The organism is Paenibacillus tianjinensis (assembly GCF_017086365.1).
Taxonomy (GTDB): domain Bacteria; phylum Bacillota; class Bacilli; order Paenibacillales; family Paenibacillaceae; genus Paenibacillus_AQ; species Paenibacillus_AQ tianjinensis.
In genome coordinates this window covers 267422-289355 of sequence record NZ_CP070969.1, presented here as the reverse complement: position 1 = coordinate 289355, position 21934 = coordinate 267422, and the positions used below count along the sequence as shown (strand labels likewise).

At 54.2% G+C, this 21934-nt stretch carries 15 protein-coding genes and 1 tRNA gene; 3 read left to right on the top strand and 13 right to left on the bottom strand.

Translation table 11 applies throughout. The features are described 5' to 3' along the window. Positions 1-111 precede the first annotated feature (111 nt). From JRJ22_RS01340 to JRJ22_RS01285, 12 genes are all read right to left on the bottom strand, one after another. Positions 112-1725, bottom strand: a complete 1614-nt coding sequence (locus JRJ22_RS01340) for an extracellular solute-binding protein (protein ID WP_206102806.1) — start codon at positions 1723-1725, stop codon at positions 112-114. Between the two features lie 430 nt (positions 1726-2155). Further along, positions 2156-4405 (bottom strand): helix-turn-helix domain-containing protein, encoded by a 2250-nt coding sequence (locus JRJ22_RS01335; protein WP_206102805.1) that lies wholly within the window; start codon positions 4403-4405, stop codon positions 2156-2158. Positions 4406-4808: 403 nt separating this feature from the next. Then, positions 4809-5705: a myo-inosose-2 dehydratase gene (gene iolE, locus JRJ22_RS01330; protein ID WP_206104932.1), complete on the bottom strand. Its 897-nt coding sequence runs from the start codon at positions 5703-5705 to the stop codon at positions 4809-4811. A 36-nt stretch (positions 5706-5741) separates the two neighbouring features. Then, on the bottom strand, positions 5742-7781 hold the full coding sequence (iolD, locus tag JRJ22_RS01325; RefSeq protein WP_206102804.1) for a 3D-(3,5/4)-trihydroxycyclohexane-1,2-dione acylhydrolase (decyclizing): 2040 nt from the start codon (positions 7779-7781) through the stop codon (positions 5742-5744). Between the two features lie 23 nt (positions 7782-7804). Continuing rightward, positions 7805-9265, bottom strand: a complete 1461-nt coding sequence (locus tag JRJ22_RS01320) for a CoA-acylating methylmalonate-semialdehyde dehydrogenase (protein ID WP_206102803.1) — start codon at positions 9263-9265, stop codon at positions 7805-7807. 135 nt (positions 9266-9400) lie between these two features. Then, the gene (gene iolC / locus JRJ22_RS01315; RefSeq protein WP_206102802.1) at positions 9401-10408 is read right to left on the bottom strand and encodes a 5-dehydro-2-deoxygluconokinase; all 1008 of its coding nucleotides are present in this window, start codon (positions 10406-10408) and stop codon (positions 9401-9403) included. 262 nt (positions 10409-10670) lie between these two features. Continuing rightward, the gene (locus tag JRJ22_RS01310; RefSeq protein WP_206102801.1) at positions 10671-11294 is read right to left on the bottom strand and encodes a class I SAM-dependent methyltransferase; all 624 of its coding nucleotides are present in this window, start codon (positions 11292-11294) and stop codon (positions 10671-10673) included. Between the two features lie 32 nt (positions 11295-11326). Next, positions 11327-12337, bottom strand: a complete 1011-nt coding sequence (locus tag JRJ22_RS01305) for a LacI family DNA-binding transcriptional regulator (protein ID WP_206102800.1) — start codon at positions 12335-12337, stop codon at positions 11327-11329. 258 nt (positions 12338-12595) lie between these two features. Further along, positions 12596-13426 carry a 5-deoxy-glucuronate isomerase gene (gene iolB, locus JRJ22_RS01300; RefSeq protein ID WP_206102799.1) on the bottom strand — a complete coding sequence of 277 codons (831 nt, stop codon included), beginning with the start codon at positions 13424-13426 and terminating at the stop codon, positions 12596-12598. A gap of 47 nt (positions 13427-13473) precedes the next feature. Further along, complete coding sequence (iolG, locus tag JRJ22_RS01295) at positions 13474-14499, bottom strand: inositol 2-dehydrogenase (protein WP_206102798.1); 1026 nt, start codon at positions 14497-14499, stop codon at positions 13474-13476. A gap of 597 nt (positions 14500-15096) precedes the next feature. Further along, a complete protein-coding gene (locus JRJ22_RS01290) occupies positions 15097-16257 on the bottom strand; it encodes a glycoside hydrolase family 88/105 protein (RefSeq protein ID WP_232381002.1) in 1161 nt (386 codons plus the stop codon). Between the two features lie 2 nt (positions 16258-16259). Then, positions 16260-19424, bottom strand: coding sequence for an alpha-mannosidase (locus tag JRJ22_RS01285; RefSeq protein WP_206102797.1), 3165 nt, complete (start codon positions 19422-19424; stop codon positions 16260-16262). 158 nt (positions 19425-19582) lie between these two features. Here JRJ22_RS01285 and JRJ22_RS01280 point away from each other — a divergent pair, with 158 nt between their 5' ends. Continuing rightward, a complete protein-coding gene (locus tag JRJ22_RS01280) occupies positions 19583-20494 on the top strand; it encodes a helix-turn-helix transcriptional regulator (RefSeq protein WP_206102796.1) in 912 nt (303 codons plus the stop codon). Positions 20495-20581: 87 nt separating this feature from the next. On the opposite strand, the gene JRJ22_RS01275 is transcribed toward JRJ22_RS01280, so the two are convergent. Then, positions 20582-20665: transfer RNA gene (locus JRJ22_RS01275), tRNA-Leu, on the bottom strand. 137 nt (positions 20666-20802) lie between these two features. Between JRJ22_RS01275 and JRJ22_RS01270 the strand changes: the two genes are divergently transcribed. Beyond that, the gene (locus JRJ22_RS01270) at positions 20803-21570 is read left to right on the top strand and encodes a DUF4037 domain-containing protein (protein WP_206102795.1); all 768 of its coding nucleotides are present in this window, start codon (positions 20803-20805) and stop codon (positions 21568-21570) included. A 5-nt stretch (positions 21571-21575) separates the two neighbouring features. Beyond that, positions 21576-21821, top strand: a complete 246-nt coding sequence (locus JRJ22_RS01265) for a hypothetical protein (RefSeq protein WP_206102794.1) — start codon at positions 21576-21578, stop codon at positions 21819-21821. Positions 21822-21934 lie beyond the last annotated feature (113 nt).

The window sequence follows — 21934 nt, the reverse complement described above, 5'->3', positions numbered from 1 at the left end:
CCGCTTCAAGTAGCTGACTTTACTCAAGCCGGTTCCCTCCTTGGGAAGAAAAACCGGACGGAGCGGCGTACCAGCTCCCTCCGGTTCCCTTTTTATATTTATTTATGATGCTTACAAATCCTTAAGTGCTGCTTCCAGCTCTTCTTTCAGCTTGGTTCCGCCCAGGGACATGAAGTCCTTCATTTCCTGCTCGTAAACCGCTTCGAACTGCTCTGGCTTAGCCATAGCTGTCTTAACGATAATTACAGCCAGCTTGTCATTGAGGGTAGTCCCGTACTTGGATTCCGCTTCAATCGGTTTACCGAAGACGATAGGCCCAACCGTATCAGTGTTGGCAATATCAATGGATTGCTTCAGCATTTCCTGGTTTCGTTCAGGGAAGCCGCTGATCCATGCTTTTTCATTGGTTGCCTGGTCGCCAATGTTTTTACCGTTTGAGATGATCGCCATGTCGCCTGCATTGAACAGACGGTCAGCAAACTCTTGGGCAACATCCGCTTTGACTACCGGTATACCGTCAACCAGATCATAGTTTTCACCTTCAACCCCGCTGTAGATATCGATCAGATTATTGTCCGAAGCCATCCAGTCCAGATATTTAATGGCTTCCACCGCACGTTTACTGCTCTTAGGGATCATGATGTACATCCCGTTCGAGGCATAACGCGATTTAATATGCTTGTTGCCCTCATTGGCGTTGGTCAGGACGTCTGCCGCCGTCACTTTGCTGCCCGGTACATTTTTGTAGAGATTATCAAGTGTACCTTCTGCGTAGAAGATATTGTCCACATCTTCAGACCAGTAGCCGACATTGCCGTTCTGGACATCCTTTGCCAGCTGCGTTTTATCTTCATCCAAGCTGAAGTCCTGGCTGACCAGCCCTTCATTGTAGAGCTTGTTCAGGAACTGCATCGCATCCTTGAAGCCTTCATGCAGCGGCAGCTCATAGCGCTGGCCGTAGGTCAGATCGCCCTTTATCGGTTTGATGAAGGAATAGATGAGTGTCTCGAACTGGGCCGGAGCGAGCGCCATGCCCATCGGAATATTTTTGCTGCCGAGGCCGCCCGGATCTTTATCTTTAAACGCTTTCAAAGTAGTGTATAGCTCATCTGTTGTTGTCGGCACCGGCAAGCCCAGCTTATCCAGCCAATCCTGACGGATGTAGGAGCTGTAGCGGCCTGTAATCGCCCGCTTACCCGGAATGGACATCTGCTTCCCGTCGAGCTGCCCGAATGCCAGGGTATCCTCACCGAGGAATTTTTTCAGATTCGGCCCGTGCTCCTCAATCAGTGCTCCAACATCCGTCAGACCGCCCTGCTGGGCGTAACGGTAGAACACGCTGGAATCATAAGTGAACACAATATCAGGCACATCGGTGTTGCTGGCCATCAGTACGTTCAGCTTCGTAACTTCCTCGGAGCGTTGAACCGGAACATATTCGACATCAATGTTGTTCGGATCACCGAACCGTTCCTGCACCATATTGGAGAGATAGTTGTTGGTAATGGTATAAGGCGCAGGGCTGTTACCGCGGTCGAAGATTTCCACCTTCAGCGTAACGCGCTCTTTACTGCCCCCGTCAGTTGCTGTTCCTCCGTTTGACGCGGTATTCGCGTTTCCGTTTGCATTAGAGGAACACCCGGCCAGCAGCGACATCCCCATTACTGCGCTCAATCCGACTCCCAATACCTTCTTCAGGACTTTCTGGTTTGCATTCACTGTCATTGTGCCATCTCCTTCGCCTCTGCGGCTATAATGGTGACTTTATGAATCCCCCAACCTCACATCCGAGCTCCCGTACTGCCTTTCTTCAGAAAAGAATGCTTTCACGCTCACGCTGCCTTTACTGCCTGGCCGCTTAACGTTCCGGGATGACCACAGTATTCCACACTCTCCTGAGGCCTGACAATAAACCTGTTTCCGATTGCAAAAACGCTAATAATTCGGACTTCCGGTTTATCGGACCAACTATTTTCGTATGATAAACCGCTTTCAAAAGCATGAAAAATAGAAGCCGCATCCGTGTTTGCATGCTCCTGACGGAGGTTTGCTAGCAGGAATGCGGCTTGGTTAAAAAGAATGAGCCTGACGTTTCACTTTCGAGACCGGCAAGCTGAACGGGTATCGCTATGGAGCCATAAACAGAACATTTACCTTAGGCCTTGGATGCTCCGCGGCGCTTCAAAGAACGGTAATCGCCCGGCGTGATGCCGGCAACCCGTTTAAATACCCTCCCGAACGTAATCGCATTCGCATAGCCCACCTGGAGTGCGATATCCTGCAGTGAAGATTCCGTCTCCAGCAGCAGCTGTTCCGCTTCCTTCATCCGCAGCTCGGTAACGAAATCAACAAATTTCATTTTGAATTCGGTTTTGAACAGGTAACTGGCATACTTGCCGGATACCTGGAAACGGTCGCTTAAATGCTTCAGGGACAGATCGGGATTGGCAAAGTTCTCTTCGATATAGTTCTTCATCTCGGTAACCATTGCCCGGTAGCTCTTGGTCTCACTGGCCGAGACATAGGTACGGAATAACTCCGTCAAATATTCAAACAGAATGCTCTTCACTTCGTCGATGGAGTCAGCCTTCTCCAGCCCCTTCAGCCGGACCCGGGCATTCTCTGCTGACAGCTCATCCTGCAGCTGCTCCGACATTACGGCCACTTCACGGCTCAGCATCTGCAGCATAGCCTGAATCAGTGAACGGATATCGTCATCCTGCAGAAAATCCTGTTCAAACGCTTCAAAAATCCCCTCCAGCTGCTCCCGCCATTGTCCGCTCGACATCCGGAACTGTTTGACAAACTCGGCAATCATCTGCAGATATTTGTACGTTTCAAGCAGCGGCTGGCGCGCTTCCCCGCATTCCGCCAGCGCGATATCCTCATGCATCAGCAGCTTATGCTGCATGACATGTTCGGCTGCTGCATAAGACTCCCGGATCGTCTCCGGTCCGGCTGCAGCCGGGCCGATGCCAAAGCTGAGTGAAATCCGCAAATTCTGCTCTACCCAGGAGCGGCAATCTTCAGCGAACAGGCGGATCTTGCCGGTCATTTCCTCATCGCTGCCGGTGGCCAGGAAAAGAATCGCTGCCCGCTCCGTCCCGACCCACTCCGCCCAGCCCTGGAGCTCTGCATTTCGCGCCAATTCCTGAAAAACATTCATCAGGGCAAACTTGAGCGTGTTCTGATCTCCCCTTGTATAGCGGTCCTCGAATACCTGCTCATAGCGGTTAATTTCGCTGAGCACAACCATAAAGCGGGAAGAGGAATCGGCACCAGTAAGCGGTGACAGATCCTCCAGCCGCTGAATGACATTGTCGAGCCGCTCGCTGTGCAGCAGATCGGTGAACAGCTTGCTGCGCTGCAGCAGCAGGTTCTCCCTGCTTTTTTTATCATAATCCGTCATGTTGTTGATCAGATCTTCCAGCACCCCGTCAATGAGCATCATTTCGTCAGGCCGGTCCGTCGACTGGTCCATCCTGCGAATCTGGTGGCCTTCAATCCGGTTCATAATGACCTGGATCGGTTTATAATTGCGCCGGGTCACATAGACCAGGTAAAAAATCGCACATATGACGGTTCCAAGAGCAATCGCCACCCAGAGATAGGAAATTACAGACACCCAGCTGAACAGGTTGCCTGCCTTGATTCCGCTGGAGAACGTCCAGCCGAGCCTCTCCAGATATAGCGTGTTCAGCAGCTTGCCGCTTATGGAACCCTCGCTGTCCGAATGCGCCCGGTACACGGTCTGCCCATCGCTGCCGGAAATGGTCAGGAACGAGAGCTGCTGATTGACCATGCTGTCGACAAGCTGCTCAATTCCGCTCATTTTGATATTGATCACCAGTACTCCCCCTGAACCGAAGGGAAGCGGCATGGCTTTATTTATAGTAAGCACACGTATGGGCGTACGCTGAATGATCTCATATTTATATTCCCTGACAGGCTGCCAGCCTTCCGGCAAAACGCCAGAGGTGATATGCCTAATCCAGTCTTCGTCTACGAATCCGGTAAGCTCCTTCAATCCAGTTTCTGTTAAAACGCTTTCATTTCTTTTGTCATATAGATAGATCGATTGAATATAGGAGGATTCATGAATAAGATTGCGCAGACTCTGGGCTACAGCATAGACTGCCCCCGTATCTGCTTCACCCTGGTTATTGAAGTAACGCTTATAGGCATCGCTGCGCTCGGCAGCTTCCAGTACAGACAGTTCGACCTCTTTGACCGTCCGGTCCACATTATCCATGAGATAACTGGCAGAGATGCGGTCCGCCTTTTTGGTCTCCATCCGGGAAATGTCATTGATAAATACAAATGAGGCAAAAATCAGGATTGTCACAGTTAGCAAAAAGATAGGGAAATAGGACAGCAGCAATCGGTGATACCAGGTACGGAACAATAGACAACCCCCTCCACAACCGTTAGGATACCAGGCCGCGGTCCGGCCGCTCCAGGCACACGCCGCCCAAAAACTTGGCTTCGCTTAATTAAATGAAGCTCCCGTCCGAATTGCTGCCATTATAGCATATGCTCCCTGGGCCCAGCCAACGGGGAAAATATTGGATGCTGACGGATTCTCCTAACAACCTTGTTCCCGGAGTTGACGAATGAAGCATCCGGATGGACCGAATCCAAAGATTCTCTCCTTAATCCACACCTTTATCCCCGCAACGATAGAAGTTCACATGCCCCTACCAATGCAAAAGGCGGGGTGAGCACAGCCGCAGCTGCGCAACCCCGCATGCACATTCACCTGGGCAAGCCGGCCAAATCACAGCCGCCCATTCCACCGCCCGGGCGGCTTATAAGCCGCTGACTTCCCGGATATAACGGCGCGCCTTGATCGCGTATTCCAGCGGATCGGCCAGCGCCGGGTCCTGCTCCGCTTCCACCACAAACCATCCCGAATAGGATGCCGCTGCCAACTCGGCAAAAATCTCAGCAAACGCAATGCACCCGTCCCCCGGCACGGTGAACGCTCCTGCTTTTACCGCCTGCAGGAAGCTGAGCCCATCCGAAATCACACGCTGGACAACTCCTGGCCGGACATCCTTCAAGTGGACATGCTTAATCCGCGGCAGATGGGTGCGCAGCACCTCCAAAGGATTCTCCCCGGCAAAAGCCAGATGCCCCGTATCAAACAGCAGGGATACCTCGCCGGGATCGGTGAGCTCCATCAGCCGGGTGATTTCGGCCGCCGTCTGCACTCCGGTTCCCATATGATGGTGATAGACAAGCACCATATCCTTCTCGGCCGCCAGGCGGCCCAGCCCGCCCAAGCCTTCAGCGAGCACCGCCCACTCACGTTCCGTAAATACAGGCTTGGCTGCGAACAGCGGCGTATCCATCTGCCCTTGGATGCTGCGTCCCTGCTCGGAAACTACAATTACTTTGGCTCCCATCTCATGCAGGAAGTCACGGTGTGCGATAAAAGCTTTCGCCGTCTCCTCATAAGGACCTGCCGTCAGATAGGCACTGAACCAGGCGCTGGCAATCTGCAGCCCGCGCAGTTCAAGCGCCCGGTGCAGCCGCTCCGGAGAACGCGGATATTTGTTGCCCACTTCGCTGCCCTCATATCCGGCCAGGGCCATCTCACTGATGCACTGCTCAAACGTATTGTTCCGCCCCAGTTCAGGCATATCATCATTAGTCCAGGCGATGGGGGCAATCGCCAGCCTGACCGCATGTTCTTTGAACATCATCGGTACTACCCCTCCCTCTGTGCTAATACACTTTCAATAACTGCGTGCCTTCTCCAGCTGTCCTTGTTTCTGCACGTAGGCAGCCTGCACGGCTTCGCTGCCCGACACTTCCGGTACACCGACATGCCACCAGGCTCCATAACCGTGTGTCATTGTCTTAGGCAGCACCTTGATGTCGATCAGCGTGGACCGGTCTGCCGCCCGAGCTTCTGTCAGAGCATTACGCAGCTCTTCCACGGTCGCCGCCCGGAAAGTCTTGACCCCATAACCGGCAGCACTGGCAGCATAGTCGATGACCATCAGTTCGCCGCTCAGCCGGCCGTCTTGGCCGCGGTGGCGGAATTCTGTCGCCATGCTGCCCAGACCCTGTTCCATCTGCAGATTGTTGATGCAGCCGAAGCCTGCATTGTCGAGCAGGATAACGTTGATCTTCTTGTTCTCCTGCAGACTCGTTACCAGCTCCGAATGCAGCATCTGATAGCTGCCGTCTCCGACCAGGGCGTATACTTCCCGCTCCGGTTCGGCCAATTTGATGCCGAGTGCACCGGCGATCTCATACCCCATGCACGAAAATCCGTATTCCATATGGTAAGTATCCGGCACAGCCGAATTCCACATCCGCTGCATATCGCCCGGCAGGCTGCCGGCTGCTCCGATGACGATGGCGTCCTCAGGGATATATTCATTAAGTATTGCGAGCACCTGAGTCTGCGCCAGCGAAGTATTCAGCGCTTCCGCATACTCGGGTAGCCTTTCATCGAGATGTCCGGCAATTTCCGGCACGAATGAATCCGCCGGGCGGTCCGCTTCCTTCACGCCATCCTCCATCGTACCGGCATCCTTCACACCATCCAACACACCGGCTTCCTTCGTGCCCCCCGCCTTCAAACTACCCTTTATCCCCGTATACTCCACGCCAGCCAGACGGGTTCTCTCCGCTTCCCACGCCTGCTTTGCCCAGGTGATTTCATCCGTATAAGCAGAGCGGTACCCACGTTCCTCCAGAGCAGCAGATAATGCTTTCAGGCCTTCTGCAGCGTCACAGACCACAGCCAGCGCATCCAGTTTGGCTGCATGGTAAGGTGAGGCGTTGAGCGTCAGAAACTCCACCTCAGGATGTGTGAACAGGCTCTTCGAGCCTGTAGTGAAGTCCGTAAACCGGGTGCCGACACCGATTACCAGATCAGCCTCCTGAGCCAGCATATTGGCACAGCCATTGCCGGTGACGCCTATGCCGCCGAGATTGTAGGCAAAGCTGCTGGTCACTGCGCTTTTTCCAGCCTGCGTCTCCCCAAAGGGGATGGCGAATTTCTCTGCAAAAGCGCGAAGCTCAGCTCCGGCGTCACTATACCGGACCCCGCCTCCGCAGATCAGCAAAGGCCGCTGTTTGCTCGCAATCAGCTCAACAGCCGCAGCGATCTCATCCGGGCGGGGCAGCCGCGGAGCGACCCGGTGGACCCGCCGCTTGAAGAACTCCAGCGGATAATCCCACGCTTCCCCCTGCACATCCTGCGGCAGTGCGATCGTAACCGCCCCGGTATCGGCCGGATCGGTCAGCACACGCATCGCGTTCAGCAGTGCCGTCATCAGCTGCTCCGGCCGGGAAATCCGATCCCAATATTTGCTCACCGCCTTGAAGGCGTCATTGACTGTAATCGAGAGATTGTAGGTATGCTCCATCTGCTGCAGCACCGGGTCAGGCTGGCGGGTGGCAAAGGTGTCACCGGGAAGCAGCAGAACAGGAATCTGATTCGCCGTTGCCGTCGCGGCAGCCGTCAGCATATTTGCTGAACCCGGCCCTACGGAAGCGGTGCAGGCCATAATCCGCCGCCTGCGGCTCTGCTTGGCAAATGCGGTCGCCGCATGCACCATCCCCTGCTCGTTCCGGCCCTGGTAGACCGTCAGCCCGCCCGGCGCTTCCTGCAGCGCCTCCCCCATTCCGAGTACGTTGCCATGGCCAAAGAGGGTGAATATGCCATGGATGAAGCGTTCCGGGCCACTGCCAAAGTCCACATACTGCTGATCCAGGAATTTTACCAGCGCCTGCGCCGTTGTTAATTGGATTCGCTCCACTTCATTTCCTCCCTTCGCCTGTTCTACTGCCAGCGGGCAGTAACGACCTTTTTGCGTGTGTAGAATTCAACCCCGTCGCTTCCGTTCGCATGAAGATCACCGTAGAAGGAATCCTTCCAGCCGGAGAAGGGGAAGAAGGCCATTGGCGCCGGTACCCCGACATTCACCCCCAGCATACCTGACTCGATATGCTCCCGGAAATAGCGTACTTTCCCGCCGTCATTCGTAAAAATACAAGCCCCGTTGGCAAAACGCGAGCTATTGGCGATCTCCACCGCCTCTTCCACATTTTTGACCCGTATTACGGACAGCACAGGCGCAAAAATTTCCTCCTGCCAGATCTTCATCTCCCGGGTCACCCCGTCAAACACCGTCGGCCCGATAAAATAACCCTGTCCCTGCACGGCAGCATCTTCCCGGCCATCTCTGAGCAGCTTCGCTCCTTCAGCCACACCCTGATCAATGTAAGCGGCGGTTTTGTCCTTATGGCCTTGGCGGATGACCGGTCCGAGAAATGTATCCTCATCCAGCCCGTTACCGATAGTCATACCATCGCATTCACGCAGCAGAACCCGGATCAGCTCATCGGCAACCTCCTCCTGCACCGTCACTACAGAGCAAGCCATGCAGCGCTCTCCGGCTGAGCCGAAGGCGGCATTCACAATCTGGTTGGCGGAAGCCTCAAGGTTCGCGTCTGCCAGGACGATGGAATGATTCTTTGCCCCGGCCAGCGCCTGAACCCGCTTCAGGTGGGCTGTTCCTTTTTGGTAGACATATTCAGCCACCGGCTGCGATCCGACAAAAGAAACCGCCTTCACATCGGGATGCTCCAGCAGCCCGTTGACCACCTCATGCGCACCGTTAACGATATTGAGCACACCTTTCGGCAGTCCGGCTTCCGCCAGCAGTTCAACTAGGCGCGCCGCCAGCAGCGGGGTACGCTCCGAGGGCTTCAGCACAAAGGTGTTGCCGCAGGCAATAGCCAGCGGGAACATCCAGCAGGGCACCATCATCGGAAAATTAAACGGTGTAATCCCGCCGACCACCCCGATGGGATAGCGGTACATCCCGGACTCAATGCCTGTCGCAATATCCGGCAGCTGCCGGCCCATCATCAGCGTTGGCGCACCAGCCGCGAACTCAACACACTCGATGCCGCGCTGTACCTCGCCGTAGGCTTCTTTGAAGCTTTTTCCGTTCTCCAGTGTAATGGTTTCCGCCAGTTCCTCCCAATGGTTCACGAGCAGCTGCTGATATTTGAATAAAATCCGTGCTCTGCGCGGCACCGGCGTTTTGGACCAGTCGGCAAAAGCCGCTTTCGCTGCCGCCACAGCCCGTTCAACATCGGCTCTGCCGGACAACGGAACTCTGGCCAGCTCCTCACCAGTGGCCGGATTAAATACCAGCTCTGTCAGCTTCGTATCCGCCTCTACCCATTGCCCGTCTATATAGTTGTTCAGTACTTCCACGGTTTGCTCTGCCATTCTGTCCACTCCCTCGGCTCTAATGATGTACTGCTGCTAAAGTATTGCTGCACCGCTGTGCGATACGATTGACTTTGCCTGCGGCTTCGGATCCTTCCGCTGTCTCAGGTGCATCCGCGGCTTCCGCCCTTCTCACTAAGCGCCTGAAGTAATCTCCTCATTTGCCAGTAAGAACGCTTCCAATTCCTCCAGGGTCGGCATCGCGTCCGAGCAGCTGTGGCGGGAGATGACGATGGAGGCCGAAGCACTGCCGCGTCGCATGGCTTCACTGACACTGTCGCCGTGCATCAGGCTGTGGATGAAGGCGGAGGCATAAGAATCGCCGGCGCCGAACGTTTTCAGTACCTTGGCCGGAAAAATACCGCTCCGGTGGCTCTGCCCGTCTGCTGTATAAGAGATCGAGCCGCTGCCGCCATGCTTGATGACAACCAGCTTCGCCTGATGCGAGAACCAGCGGCTGGCCGTTCTTTCATCGTCTTCGTCAGCCACATTGTACAGGCTCTCCATCATATTGAATTCCTCGCGGGTACCGATGATGCAGTGGCATTTCTCGGCAGCCAGATTATAGTAGACGGCCGTCTCTGCGGCCGATTTCCAGGTATACGGGCGGTAATCCAGATCAAAAAATACAGTTACGTTATGCTTGCGGGCAAACTCCAGTGCCAGAAACACTGCCTCACGGGAGGGGCTCTGCGCCAGAGCGGTGCCGGAGATCAGCAGCGCCTTGGCCTGCCGGATGTAATCCTCCGAGATTTCCCCCGTATTCAGCAGCAGATCCGCCACATGATCCCGGTACATCAGAATGCTGCATTCCTGCGGACTCTTAATTTCTGTAAAAGCAAGCCCCGTCACCGCACCGGTCCGGTCCACACTCACCTGGCTGTCATCAATGCCATTGTTCTGCAGATAGGTGCGGATAAACCGGCCCATCTGGTCATCGGCAAGTTTGCCGATGAAGCCGGTGCGCAGGCCCAGCCGGGCCGTGCCGATTACGATATTGGCAGGCGAGCCGCCGACATATTTGGTGAAGGTCATGGTCTCTTCCATAGGTCTGCCGGTTTCATTGGCGTTGAGGTCAATGCAGAGCCGGCCGACGGCGATTAAGTCCAGCGGCCGTGCGGAATCAAACTGTAAACCGTTCATAGTGACGCCTCCTTGAAAAAGCTTCAGAGAAAAGGGACCGGAACAACTACAGCCGGTTCTTTAATTACAATACAAATCATTACGGGGAAGGGTAAGCGCTTAACCTGATTTTCCCCTTTAGTATAGTTTAGAAGTTCAGGTTTGGCAATCCTCAATTTGAAGCGCTATCATCACACTTGCACGACAGCCCTACAAGACACGCAAACAAGCCAGTCTATGTACTAGACTGGCCTTTCAGGTGCCAAGCTTATGGACTTGAACCTTAGTTTTTTTGCAAATTCAAAATTTCTGCTCTTTCCAAATTCTCGAATTCAACTCCGCCTTTATTTATATAATATGCGCTGTGATATTTCTCAAAATGAATGCCCAGCGGCTTTTCGCTGATTTCCGTAAACCCATATTCTTGAGCTTCCAAGACCAATTTACGGTAGGAGTAGCTTTTTTTCTTTCCTTCCTTATCCCGGAAGTTTGACAGATGGAACGGCAGAATCGACAAGATTCCCCCTTTTTTCAGAGTTCTTGAAGCCTCTTCATACAGGGTAAATCTATGAAATCCATCGCCATGCAAGAGGTCATAGAACATAATCATGTCAAAAAAATCATTTGAAAAGTTAAAGCTATAATCCTTGTTCCCTCCGGCAGCTATAATATTTACCAGACCTTCCTCATCAGCTACCTTAGAAACATGTTTCAGGCAATCCTTATTGATATCTACTGCATATACCTGTCCGTCCTTGCCTCCCAGAAACCTTGAAGCGGCTATTGAATAATGACCAAATCCACACCCATAATCTAAAATCGCCGCATTACGGGGCAGACCGAGATTTTGAAAGAGCCTGACGCCCTCTTCCCGTTCCCACTGTTGTACCTTCTCATGGATTGACACCTACGCCCAACTCCTTAAGATATCTTTCTCTTTCAACCCGGTACCGGACCCGTGGAATGACGGACAACCAGCTCAGGCATCAGCATGATTTTGCGCCTCGGCATCTCCGGGTTGTCGATGGCTTGGTTCAGCAGAATCATGGCCTGCTCCGTCATCTCGCGCAGGGGCTGGGCAATGCTGGTTAAAGTGGGATGGCAAATGTCTGCCAGCATCGTATTGTCAAAGCCCACTACGGACAGATCCCGGGGAATGGACAGACCCGCGCTGCGCGCCTCCTTCAATACCCCGATAGCGAGCAGGTCGTTGCAGGCGAACACTGCTGTTGGCCGCTCCGCCTCTGTCTGGCCCAGCATTGCGGCGGCAGCTTTGCGGCCGTTCTCAAGCGTAGCCGAAGTATGCGTGATATTCGCCGGATTGTCGAAGGGGATACCCGCCGCCTTCAGCGCATCCAGGAAACCCTCAGCACGCAGCTTGCTCCCCGGCAAATTGTCGGATATAATGCCCAGTTTGCGATGCCCTAAGGACAGCAAATATTCTGTCGCCTGATAGCCGCCTTTGTAATCATCCACCGTAACAGAGTTGCTCTCCATCATGCGGATATCCGCCGAGAACAGCACTAGCGGCACATGATCAGCCAGCAGGCGGCGGATCATGTCAGGATTGCCAGTATGGGAAGCAATGATTAGACCGTCCACCCGCTTGCGCAAGAGCAGCGAGATATATCTGGCCGCCTTCTCGTCGTTCCGGTCCGTACTGCACACGATTAAGTCGCTCCCCTGTTCCTGTGCGTAATCTTCAATACTGCGTGCTGCCTCTGCAAAAAATGGATTGGCGATATCCGGAATCATCAGCCCAATCGTTCCTGTCCTTCGGCTCGTCAGCGCAGAGGCTACCAGACTCGGCTGATAATTCAGCTCCTCCATGACCCGGCCCACTTTCTCCCGCGTCTTGTCGCTAATCCGCCCGCTCTTGTTCAATACCTTGGACACCGTAGCGATCGAGACTCCCGCTTCCCGTGCCACATCATATATCGTAGGTTTCATCGTTAGTAAGCCCGCCTTTGCGTTCATGCAATCTTATACCTGTTATAAGTGGAACTTTAGACTTTCATATTAGGGTACTGGTCGTAACTGCGGCTCCTCCAGTTCCAAACTCCCCCTCCGCACTCCTACCTTTTATATAGATTATAGGGAACTCGCCAGACGGTGTCTATGAAGCCGTGCAGTTGTCCACAGATCGTCATCAGATTACGCAAAGAGGGGCCTCCGCCATTCCGGAAGCCCCTCTTGGATCTGCCTTGATTATTCCTGTTTGTCCGGGCGTTGCTGCTGCGCCCCGAATAGCCACTCATGCTCCGGGTCGTTATGGAAGACCCAAGTACGGACCGGACCTGCCATTACATTCAGATAATAAGAATCGTAGCCCGGCGGGGCGGATACCGGATGGTAGCCTTCCGGAACGAGCACAATGCAGCGATCCGTTACGGCCATCGTCTCATCAAGGCTTCTATCGTCACTGTATACCCGCTGCACCACAAAGCCGTGGGCGGGGTTTACCCGGTGATAATACGTTTCTTCCAGATAAGATTCTGCCGGCAGATTATCCTGGTCATGCTTATGCGGAGGATAGCTGGACCAGTTGCCCCCGCTCGTGCGCACTTCAACAACCAGCAGGCTCTCGGCTTCACTCTGCTCAGGAAGAATATTGACCACCCGCCGTGACATACTGCCGGAGCCGCGATCCTCGGATACTGCATCGGACGGGGTGATCAGCCGCGGAGGATATTTGCCCGTTGCCGGAGCAAGACAGACACCCAGCTCCAGTTCCGTTAGGGCAGTAACTTCATATTGCCCTCCTGCCGGAACGTACACCGCATACGGCGGCATATCCTCGAATACAGACATCCGCTCGCCGATATCAGCGAAAACTTCACCATCTACCTTTACGTCCGCTTTGCCCGACAGCAGCACCAGGCAGACTTCATTCCCTTCCGCGCTGCGGGTAAGCAGCTCCCCAGCCTGCAGCTGGTATACCTCAAAACCTACATATTTCCACCCTGCGCTCTCCTTGCTCACGGCCGCCACAAGTCCATCCTTGCCGGGCGCTCCAGCCTTAACGATTAAATCTGGCATCTTCACCGGTCTCCTCTGTCTTTAGAATGTGCATCCGTTTACAAGACTTACGCTGTCGGCGAACCATGTTGCAACTTAACCGGAAGCCCGGTGCGGTGCGATTCTTTTGCTGCTTCGGCAATGCGTTCCGCCTGCTGCCCGTCAATACCGCTGCAAATGATTGGCTCTTGCAAGCGAACCGCCTGGGCAAACGCGGCAACCTCATCCGTGAAGGCCTGGTTATACCGCTCCAGGAAGAAATGCAGCGGCTGATCACGTGTGACCGATGCTGCAGTGGATACCTCTACTGTCGTCGGGCGGCAATTGTCGGCAGTGGCTGAGCCGAGCGAGCCGAACACCTCGACCCGCTGATCATAGCCATAGACCGCCTTCCGGCTGTTATCAATCACGCAGATCGCGCCACTGGCGAAGGTCAGCGTAATTACAGCCGTGTCCACGTCTTCGCAGCGTCCGAACATCGGATCGACCAGATTGGCGCCCCGGGTGTACACTTCAACCACTTCCTCGCCCATCAGGTAGCGGGCCATATCAAAATCGTGGATCGTCATATCCATGAACATTCCGCCGGAAGAGCGGACATAAGCCTCGCCAGGAGGCTGCGGATCACGTGAAGTGATCTTCACAATATGCGGACTGCCCAGCTCTCCTGACTGGACCAGCTGCTTGAGCTTACGGAAGCTCGGGTCCATCCGGCGGTTGAAGCCGACCTGAAGCAGCACACCCGCTTCCTCTGCAATCTGCAGCGCCCGGCTGGTCTGCTGGGGCGACAGGCTGATCGGCTTCTCGCAGAAAATATGCTTCCCGGCGCGGGCGGCCCGCTCAATCCAGGTGGCATGGGTATCTGTTGGTGTACAGATGAACACCGCCTCGATCTCCGGATCATTCAGAATGTCTTCCGCCTCCACGAACACCGGGCCAAGGCCGCGGCTCTCCGCCCAGGCCAGCAAATCCTCGCTCACTACAGCCTCCGCAATTGACTTCAGTGTAAACGACGGCATCACGCGCAGATTATGCGCATGCAGGCGGCCGATTCTTCCGGCGCCGATAATGCCAACTACGATTGGTTTTACCATATTCGCTTATCCTCCTCAGAGGGTAAGCGCTTAACCTCTCCCGTGATCAGTATACTCCAAGTCCCCCGAAGCGACAAGCAAATCTTTCGCCAAGTTGTACCGCATTTAATTTACAGCTAATTAGGGACCCGCACAGACTTGTAGTATGGCAGCACTTTGCTTGTGCAGGCCTGTTCTTCATCAGAACTTTATGAACAATTGTTTGGCAAGGCACATGCTTCTGATCAGGCTAAGTGGAATTTCTCCACCTCTTTTGCCCTCCACCGCTAGGATTAGAAGGCTAATTGGAAAAACTCCACTTGATTGTACCGAATTCACCCCATAGAGGGCTTATGATTCGGAATAGATGGAGTTTTTCCAACTAATCATTATAAATTATGGATAATGGTCGATTTAGCTGGAGAAAATCCAACTAATCTTTGGAGCCTCCTGTGCCATGACATACCTTACCACGAAACTTTTCCCTCCTGTTTCATGACATACCTTGCCACGAGACTCCTCCCTTCTGTTCCAGCGAAATGTTGCAGCACACCGCCCGAAGCATCATACTCCTATCCTTATTCGGGTAGATTCAGGACCCATACTCCAGCGCAAACCTCAACAGTGCTGCAACGCTTCTCCGAGTGCAACCAGAGCCATCGCCTGACCGTAGGCCATGGGGGCAATAATGATTCCCTTATAATCTTCCTTAGCTGCACCAATCGGCGTGCCGCCCGATACGCCAAGCACTGTGCCCTCATCGTCAATCCGGTCCAGCACAGCCTGAATCGCGCCCAGAGCCGGTTCAGCATAGGCCTCCGGCAGCAGCCCCCTCCGTACACCATGCAGAATGCCAGCTGCGATGGCCGCTGATCCGGATGTTTCGGTGTAACTGCCCGGATCGTCCAGCAGGGTATGCCACAGTCCGTCTGCACTCTGACAGGCCAGCAAGGCCTCCGCCTGTGCCTGCAGAATCTGCTGAAGATACGTGAAGACTCCGCTATCCACATACGGGCGCATCAGCTCCAGATACTCCGGCAGTCCGAGCGTGAACCAGCCGTTGCCGCGGCACCAGAAGGCTTCACTGAAATTATGCCGGCCGCCAAAATGCCAGCCGTGGAAGAACAGTCCCGTCTTTTTATCATAGAGGTATTTGATATGCAGCAGCAGCTGGTGCAGCGATGCTTGCCGCCACTCGGCATTATCGTACTTCACCCCCATCTTCGCCGTAAACAGAATCGCCATAAACAACGTATCAATCCAGATTTCATTCTCATGGAGTGTAATTTCACTCTTGTCCGCTCCTGTTGTTACATGCTGATAGCCTTGCTCCAGTGTGCGGGGCAGGCCATTCATCAGCCAGTTTACCCATTCGAGACTCAGCTCCCCAGCCTCCGCCAGTTCCATCAGTGATAGCAGCGGTGCGGTCGTATTAATGTTCCGGCTGGGCAGTCCTTTCTCCAGCTGGCGGGCCATCCATGGCTTGGCATAAGCTGTATACCGGCCGTCCCCGAAATGCCGGTCAAGCTTTTGCAGACCGTACAGCCCCACACCCTGCGGCCAGTCCCATTCCTCCATTCCGAAATCACGGGCAAAATAACCCCGCCGTCCCGCATCCTCCCCCAGGTTCTGTAATTCAGCTTCGTTGTCCGGCCGGTCAAGCTTTAACAGCTTTTCCGTTACACGATTCAGCTTTCCGATTATCTCGTCCTTGTTCACCCGGCTATTCACTAACTGTTGCCCCTCTCCTGCCCCCGCCATGCCATACTCTCCTCTCATATTCACACCTGCCGCAGCTTGATTCTAAACGTCCTGATCTCGTAAGGTCGGATCTGGAAGGACAAGCCGTCCTCCCGCCATTTACCCTGCGGCTCCTCCATTAAATTGCACTCCTGCCAGGATGCGATGGAATAGGCGCTCTCTATACGCACCTGAGTCCGCGAACCGGCATATTCATGCAGGCGCAGCACAATATCGGCACCATCTTCCGAGCACTTGACGGCATCGACCAACACATGCCCGCCTCCGATGGAGAACAGCGGCTCACCTTCCAGCTGTCCCGGTACAGCATGCAGGGGATTATTCAGCTCCCAGGCCTCCTGGACCACTCCGCCTTCTACAAAATCACCAGTATGCGGATAAAGAGCATACGTAAAGGCGTGACGCCCCTGATCCTGCTCCGGGTCGGGATGAACGGCCGATTTCAGCAGGGTCAGCCGCAGTACACTATCTTTGATGTCATAACCGTATTTGCAGTCATTAAGCAGGGCTACGCCATACCCTTTCTCGCTGACATCGGCCCACTGGTGGCCTACCGTTTCGAACCGGGCGTAATCCCAGCTCGTGTTCCAGTGAGTCGGCCGTTTGACATTCCCGAACTGGATATCATAAGTCGCTTCCAGCGCATGGATATCAACCGGGAAAGTCGCCTTCACCAATTGATTATGCCCCTGCCAGTCGATGACGGTCCGGAAATCCATTCTGGACGTATCACGGTAGAAGATGATGTCTTGGGTAATCACCGAACGGTGATACGTCCAGGCCATGCGCAGCACCGCCCGCAGCGGACCGTTCTCGGTCACCCGGCACTCCGTAAGCTGCGAGATCTCCGTCATCTTCTCCTGATAGAAGATGTCGATATCCCAGGCTTCATAATCCAGCGGTTTGTCTTCGAACACTTGAAGCACATTGCCGCGCTGTCCCGGCACCAGAAGCTCACGGTCATTACGCCGGTCCCGGATCGAAGTGAAATGGCCCTGTTCATTCCAGACCACCTCAACCAGCGGTGTGGCCAGCCGGCGGCCGGCAATATCCGCGAGCGGTCCCCCTTCCGAAGCCCGGGCATCCACTGGCTCTGATGCAAGCACAGCTGTGCCAAGCGCAGGCACAGAAGGAACATATACCAGTCTTCCGCCGTCTGCCGTCGGCTGCTGCTCCAGCAGCTTCCCGGCACGGTCCCGAATAACGGCCGGGCCGTCCGCTTCGCCCGCCAGTTCAAGATAACGCGGGCGGTCCCAGGTCGAGCTGTTCAGCAGCGTGAAGTATTTCGCCCCCTCAGAACCGCCGCTACAGCTGCTGCCCTGAGGGCTGCTGTAACCGCCCTCTTCCCCGCCGCTGATGCCGTTAATTAAAGCCAGCGACCGCGCCTCCCCTTCCGCATACTCAAGGTCACTATCCTCGTAAACCTCTTTAATCGACGAGCCGGGGATAATATCATGGAACTGGTTGCGCAGCAGAATCTCCCATATGCCGCGCAGTTCCGCCGCAGGATAACTAGTTTCCAGATCGCCGTGTCTCACACCGTTCAGCGTGTGGAGCCACTCTGCATCCCGCAGCAGTAATTCCAAGCGCCGATTGTATTTTTTGTTGCGGGCCTGCGAAGTGTACGTCCCCCGGTGGCACTCCAAATATAATTCACCGTTCCATGTATGCACGTATGCTTCAGAATTCTCAATACGTTCATGCAGCCCTTCAAAATACTCCCCCGCGCTGCCCGTCTGAAGCTTAGGTATCCCCGGAAGCTTATCGAAACGCCGTCTTAGCTCCAGCATCCCCCGCGTAGGCCCCCCGCCCCCGTCACCCCAGCCATAAGCAAACAGCAGATGATCGTTGATCTCCTTATCCTGATACGAATTCCAGATTCCGCGCAGCAGCGCGGCTGTCATCCTGCCGTTATACGTATACGCATCCCCGTTCTTCTCCGAGGTTGTGATGAAATGCGTCAGAACCTCCGAGCCATCCATCCCCCGCCACCAGAAGGTGTCATGCGGCATCCGGTTGAACTGGTTCCAGCTGATTTTGGTCGTCATGAATGTGTCTATGCCCGACCTCCGCAGAATCTGCGGCAGCGCCCAGCTGTAGCCGAACACATCCGGCAGCCACAGGTATTTGCTCTCAATGCCGAACTGTTCACGAAGGTAGCGCTTGCCCGTCAGAATCTGGCGGACCAGCGACTCGCCGGACGGGATATTGCAATCCGCCTCCAGCCACATGGCCCCTTCCGCCTCCCAGCGGCCTTCCTTGATCTTCTCTGAGATCCGCCCGAACAGCTCGGGATAATCACGCTCCAGATAGTCGTACAATTGCGGCTGTGTCTGCAGGAACTGATATTCCGGGAATTCCTCCATCAGCCGGAGCACGGTCGAGAAGGAACGTGCCGTTTTCTCGCGGGTGTGCTTCAGCCGCCACAGCCAGGCAACATCAATATGGGTATGGCCCAAAGCCGTAATCGTCACATCAAAGGTTCGCGGCATGGCCTCAACCGCCTGGTTCAGGCTGGCATCTGCCCGGTACAGCGAGCGGATATGTGCCTCCGAGCCGGGCTCAGACCAGTCAATTTCATTGAATGCGTCGTTCAGCGCCTTTTTCAGCCACTGCTTCTCCGGCTGGTCGTTGCCCAGATAACGGAAGGTATCCAGTGCCGCCTGCGACATATAGAACAGATCATCAACCGTCTCATCCAGATAACCCAGCATCGCCTCGCTAATCACGTGCTCTTGAATTACGGGCGGCCCGCCGCCCTCCAGACCTGACCACAGCCGGAAGGCCAATTCCACACTCTGTCCGCCTAATTCATCGCCAAAAATAACTTCCCTATGGTTGTTATCCACACCCTGATAAGGCGCCCCGTTCACAAACAGCAGCGATTCGAACCCGGAGTTGTTGAAGCTCCCCGACTTCCCAAAATCAAATCTGCCTGCAATCTTGAAGCCAGCCTTCCTCTCTGGAAGCACCACCACAGCACGCAGCCAGACATAACGGTCACGCCCGCGCCAGTGTTCATGCAGCCTGATTGTGCCATCAAACACAACAGCCCCCGGATAAACACCATTGGCCCCGTCCTCATCCTCCGCAAGCGCAAGTTCTGTAAGCTCCATAACCTTGAGGTATCTGTACTTTCCGAGTTCGGCCTGGCGCCGGATCAGCTTTTCTTCGGTCAAAAACATCCCTCTCACCCCTTGTATCCGCTTTCACATCGCCACTATAGCAAACCTCCGTGTTCAAAAACTATCTATTAATTGCTGTAATAAACCGCATACATTGCATTTTTTGCTTTTCTGGACCTATAATACATGTAAATTATAAAATAAGGCGGCGAGGGTATATGCTTGAAAGCGACCTGTTATATGAGCAAGGGTATAGCGTACGCATCAACACTCCGGCTGACCCGCTTTTTTATTATTTTGACTATGACCAGCGGTCCCACAATATCAATATGGAGTTTCAGCATGATCACGATTTCTACGAAATTCATATTCTGCTCGACTCCAGGGCTACCCATATCATTGAAGGCAACGTGCATGCCCTGCGGCAATATGACATCGTTCTGCTTCGTCCGTACCGGCTGCACAAGACCCAGTATCCCGTCGGTCCGCCGCACAAACGGCTGATCATCAACTTTGCCGTACCCACAAATACACCCGGTTTCGAAACCGCTTACAAAAATATACTACTCCCTTTCGGAGAAGAAGTCCCGATCTACCGGTTAACGGGTGAGCCACGCAGAGCCGTATTCGCTCCTCTTAACACCATCTTCACCGTATCCCATAGCGCTTCACCGCTGAATCCGGTGCTGATTCACAGCCTGTTCCAGCAGTTTCTGTGCGCTTTAACCCAGCAGCGGGAGATGAACAGCTATGTACTGGAGGAAATCGGGAACGCAACCATGCAAAAAATATATTCCATCACTGCCTGCATTCACAGCCGTTACAGCAGCGAGCTGACCCTGGATTCGATCTCCAGAGAGTTCTATATCAGCCCTTATTATTTGTCGCACCAGTTCAAAGCGGTCACCGGCTTTACCTTGACTGAGTATATCCAGATGACCCGTGTCCGCAAGGCCCAGCAGCTGCTGATTCACACCCGGCACAAGATCTCCGCCATCGCCGAGCAGTGCGGCTTCAACAGCTTCTCGCAGTTCAACCGCATCTTCAATAAGCAGAGCGGTATGTCTCCGTCTGCCTTCCGCAAGCAGCAGGCCTCCTCCGGGGCAACCCCTCCCGCACTGTCTTACTGACAGAGTGAGCAATGAGGTGCTTCTGATATTGAAAAAAAAAGCTTCCGAGCTGCCCAAAGGGCAATTCAGAAGCTTTCTTTCTTGTTATGCGGTCGAGAGGACTCGAACCTCCACGGTATTGCTACCACACGGACCTGAACCGTGCGCGTCTGCCAATTCCGCCACGACCGCAAAGTAATGTTTATTGCAGTGCAGGAATTAATATATCATGAATTCCGGAACTACGCAAGCTATTTTTTATTTTCAGAATAAACTCTCCAATGAATCTCCCTCCGCCCTGCTATATATTAGGGGAGAGGTGAATGTATATGAGCAGGCCATATGTAACGGTAACCAGCCCCAATCTGCTTGATTCCATACTGAAAGAACTCCATAACCGGATACAGGATTTCACTGCCCTAGATGGGGTCTGCGGTATTACTCTGAACGGAGGATGTTCACGCGGGTATGCCGATGAATTATCCGAGATCGATCTGGTCTTGTATCTGGAGGCCGGTCAGTACGAGCTGTGGAATAACGGGTGCTCCCCTATTTCCCTGGGCATCACCAAGCGGGGCGAATATCTCTATGATATCAAGATTTCCAGCTTGGATGAAGAGCTGCAGAAGCCTTGGGACAGTGTAGCCTTGTGGGACTTGTCCTATGCCCGGATTCTGTATGACCCCTCCGGGCAAATCGCCAAGCTGATGCGCACAAAGCTGGCACAGCGGCCGGAGCGGCTGCAGGCGGAAGGCCCGATGTTCAACTGCTGGTGGCATTTCCGGCTGGCCGGGGATATCTGGCTCCACCGTGGAGATATCGTGCAGGGCCATGCCATGATGAATAAGGCTGCAACTCAGTTAGTTGAGGCTTTATTCAGCGCAAACCGCGAATATGTGCCTCATGCCAAATGGCTGATTCATCTGAGCCGTACCCTGCCCTGGACTCCAGCGGGGTGGGAAACAGGACTGATGCAGATCATGAGCACCGGCGATTGCTCCCGGGAGAGCCTGATTACAAGGCAAGCCGCCATTGAGCATTATTGGAGCGAAGTGGATGCCTATATCATCAGCCAGGAATGCCCGGTTACCCGTTAAACATCATGCATAAAACGTTTTACGATCTGCTGGAGCTCCTCCTGGCTCATGACACAGTTCCGCTGGAAACTTGGACCGGCAGAATGGGCTTATCCATGCTGTCGGCAGAACCGTTTATCCGCTTCACCTCGGTCAGCGGAGACCGGATTATCGTGGATAAGCACAAGTTCATGTCCATCCGTCCCGGCGAACTGTATTCTTGGCATTCAGCCATTGTGGAGCAGCTTAATGCCGAGCTGCAGCAGCGCTAAATCCAACTGACAGTTGGATTTCCTGCTCAGATCCCCTTCCTTCAATCGCTGTTCATTTTGCCGGATGGAATTATAATGAAATTACGACGTCGAATTCAAATTCGGGAGAAGAA

Bases quoted from the DNA above. Each gene is read 5' to 3' on its own strand.
- iolG (WP_206102798.1), bottom strand. From the start codon at position 14,499: ATGGTAAAACCAATCGTAGTTGGCATTATCGGCGCCGGAAGAATCGGC.
- iolC (WP_206102802.1), bottom strand. From the start codon at position 10,408: ATGAACGGTTTACAGTTTGATTCCGCACGGCCGCTGGACTTAATCGCC.
- JRJ22_RS01290 (WP_232381002.1), bottom strand. From the start codon at position 16,257: ATGAGAGGAGAGTATGGCATGGCGGGGGCAGGAGAGGGGCAACAGTTA.
- JRJ22_RS01280 (WP_206102796.1), top strand. From the start codon at position 19,583: ATGCTTGAAAGCGACCTGTTATATGAGCAAGGGTATAGCGTACGCATC.
- JRJ22_RS01270 (WP_206102795.1), top strand. From the start codon at position 20,803: ATGAGCAGGCCATATGTAACGGTAACCAGCCCCAATCTGCTTGATTCC.
- JRJ22_RS01285 (WP_206102797.1), bottom strand. From the start codon at position 19,424: ATGTTTTTGACCGAAGAAAAGCTGATCCGGCGCCAGGCCGAACTCGGA.
- JRJ22_RS01265 (WP_206102794.1), top strand. From the start codon at position 21,576: ATGCATAAAACGTTTTACGATCTGCTGGAGCTCCTCCTGGCTCATGAC.
- JRJ22_RS01305 (WP_206102800.1), bottom strand. From the start codon at position 12,337: ATGAAACCTACGATATATGATGTGGCACGGGAAGCGGGAGTCTCGATC.
- iolB (WP_206102799.1), bottom strand. From the start codon at position 13,426: ATGCCAGATTTAATCGTTAAGGCTGGAGCGCCCGGCAAGGATGGACTT.
- JRJ22_RS01340 (WP_206102806.1), bottom strand. From the start codon at position 1,725: ATGACAGTGAATGCAAACCAGAAAGTCCTGAAGAAGGTATTGGGAGTC.
- JRJ22_RS01320 (WP_206102803.1), bottom strand. From the start codon at position 9,265: ATGGCAGAGCAAACCGTGGAAGTACTGAACAACTATATAGACGGGCAA.
- iolE (WP_206104932.1), bottom strand. From the start codon at position 5,705: ATGTTCAAAGAACATGCGGTCAGGCTGGCGATTGCCCCCATCGCCTGG.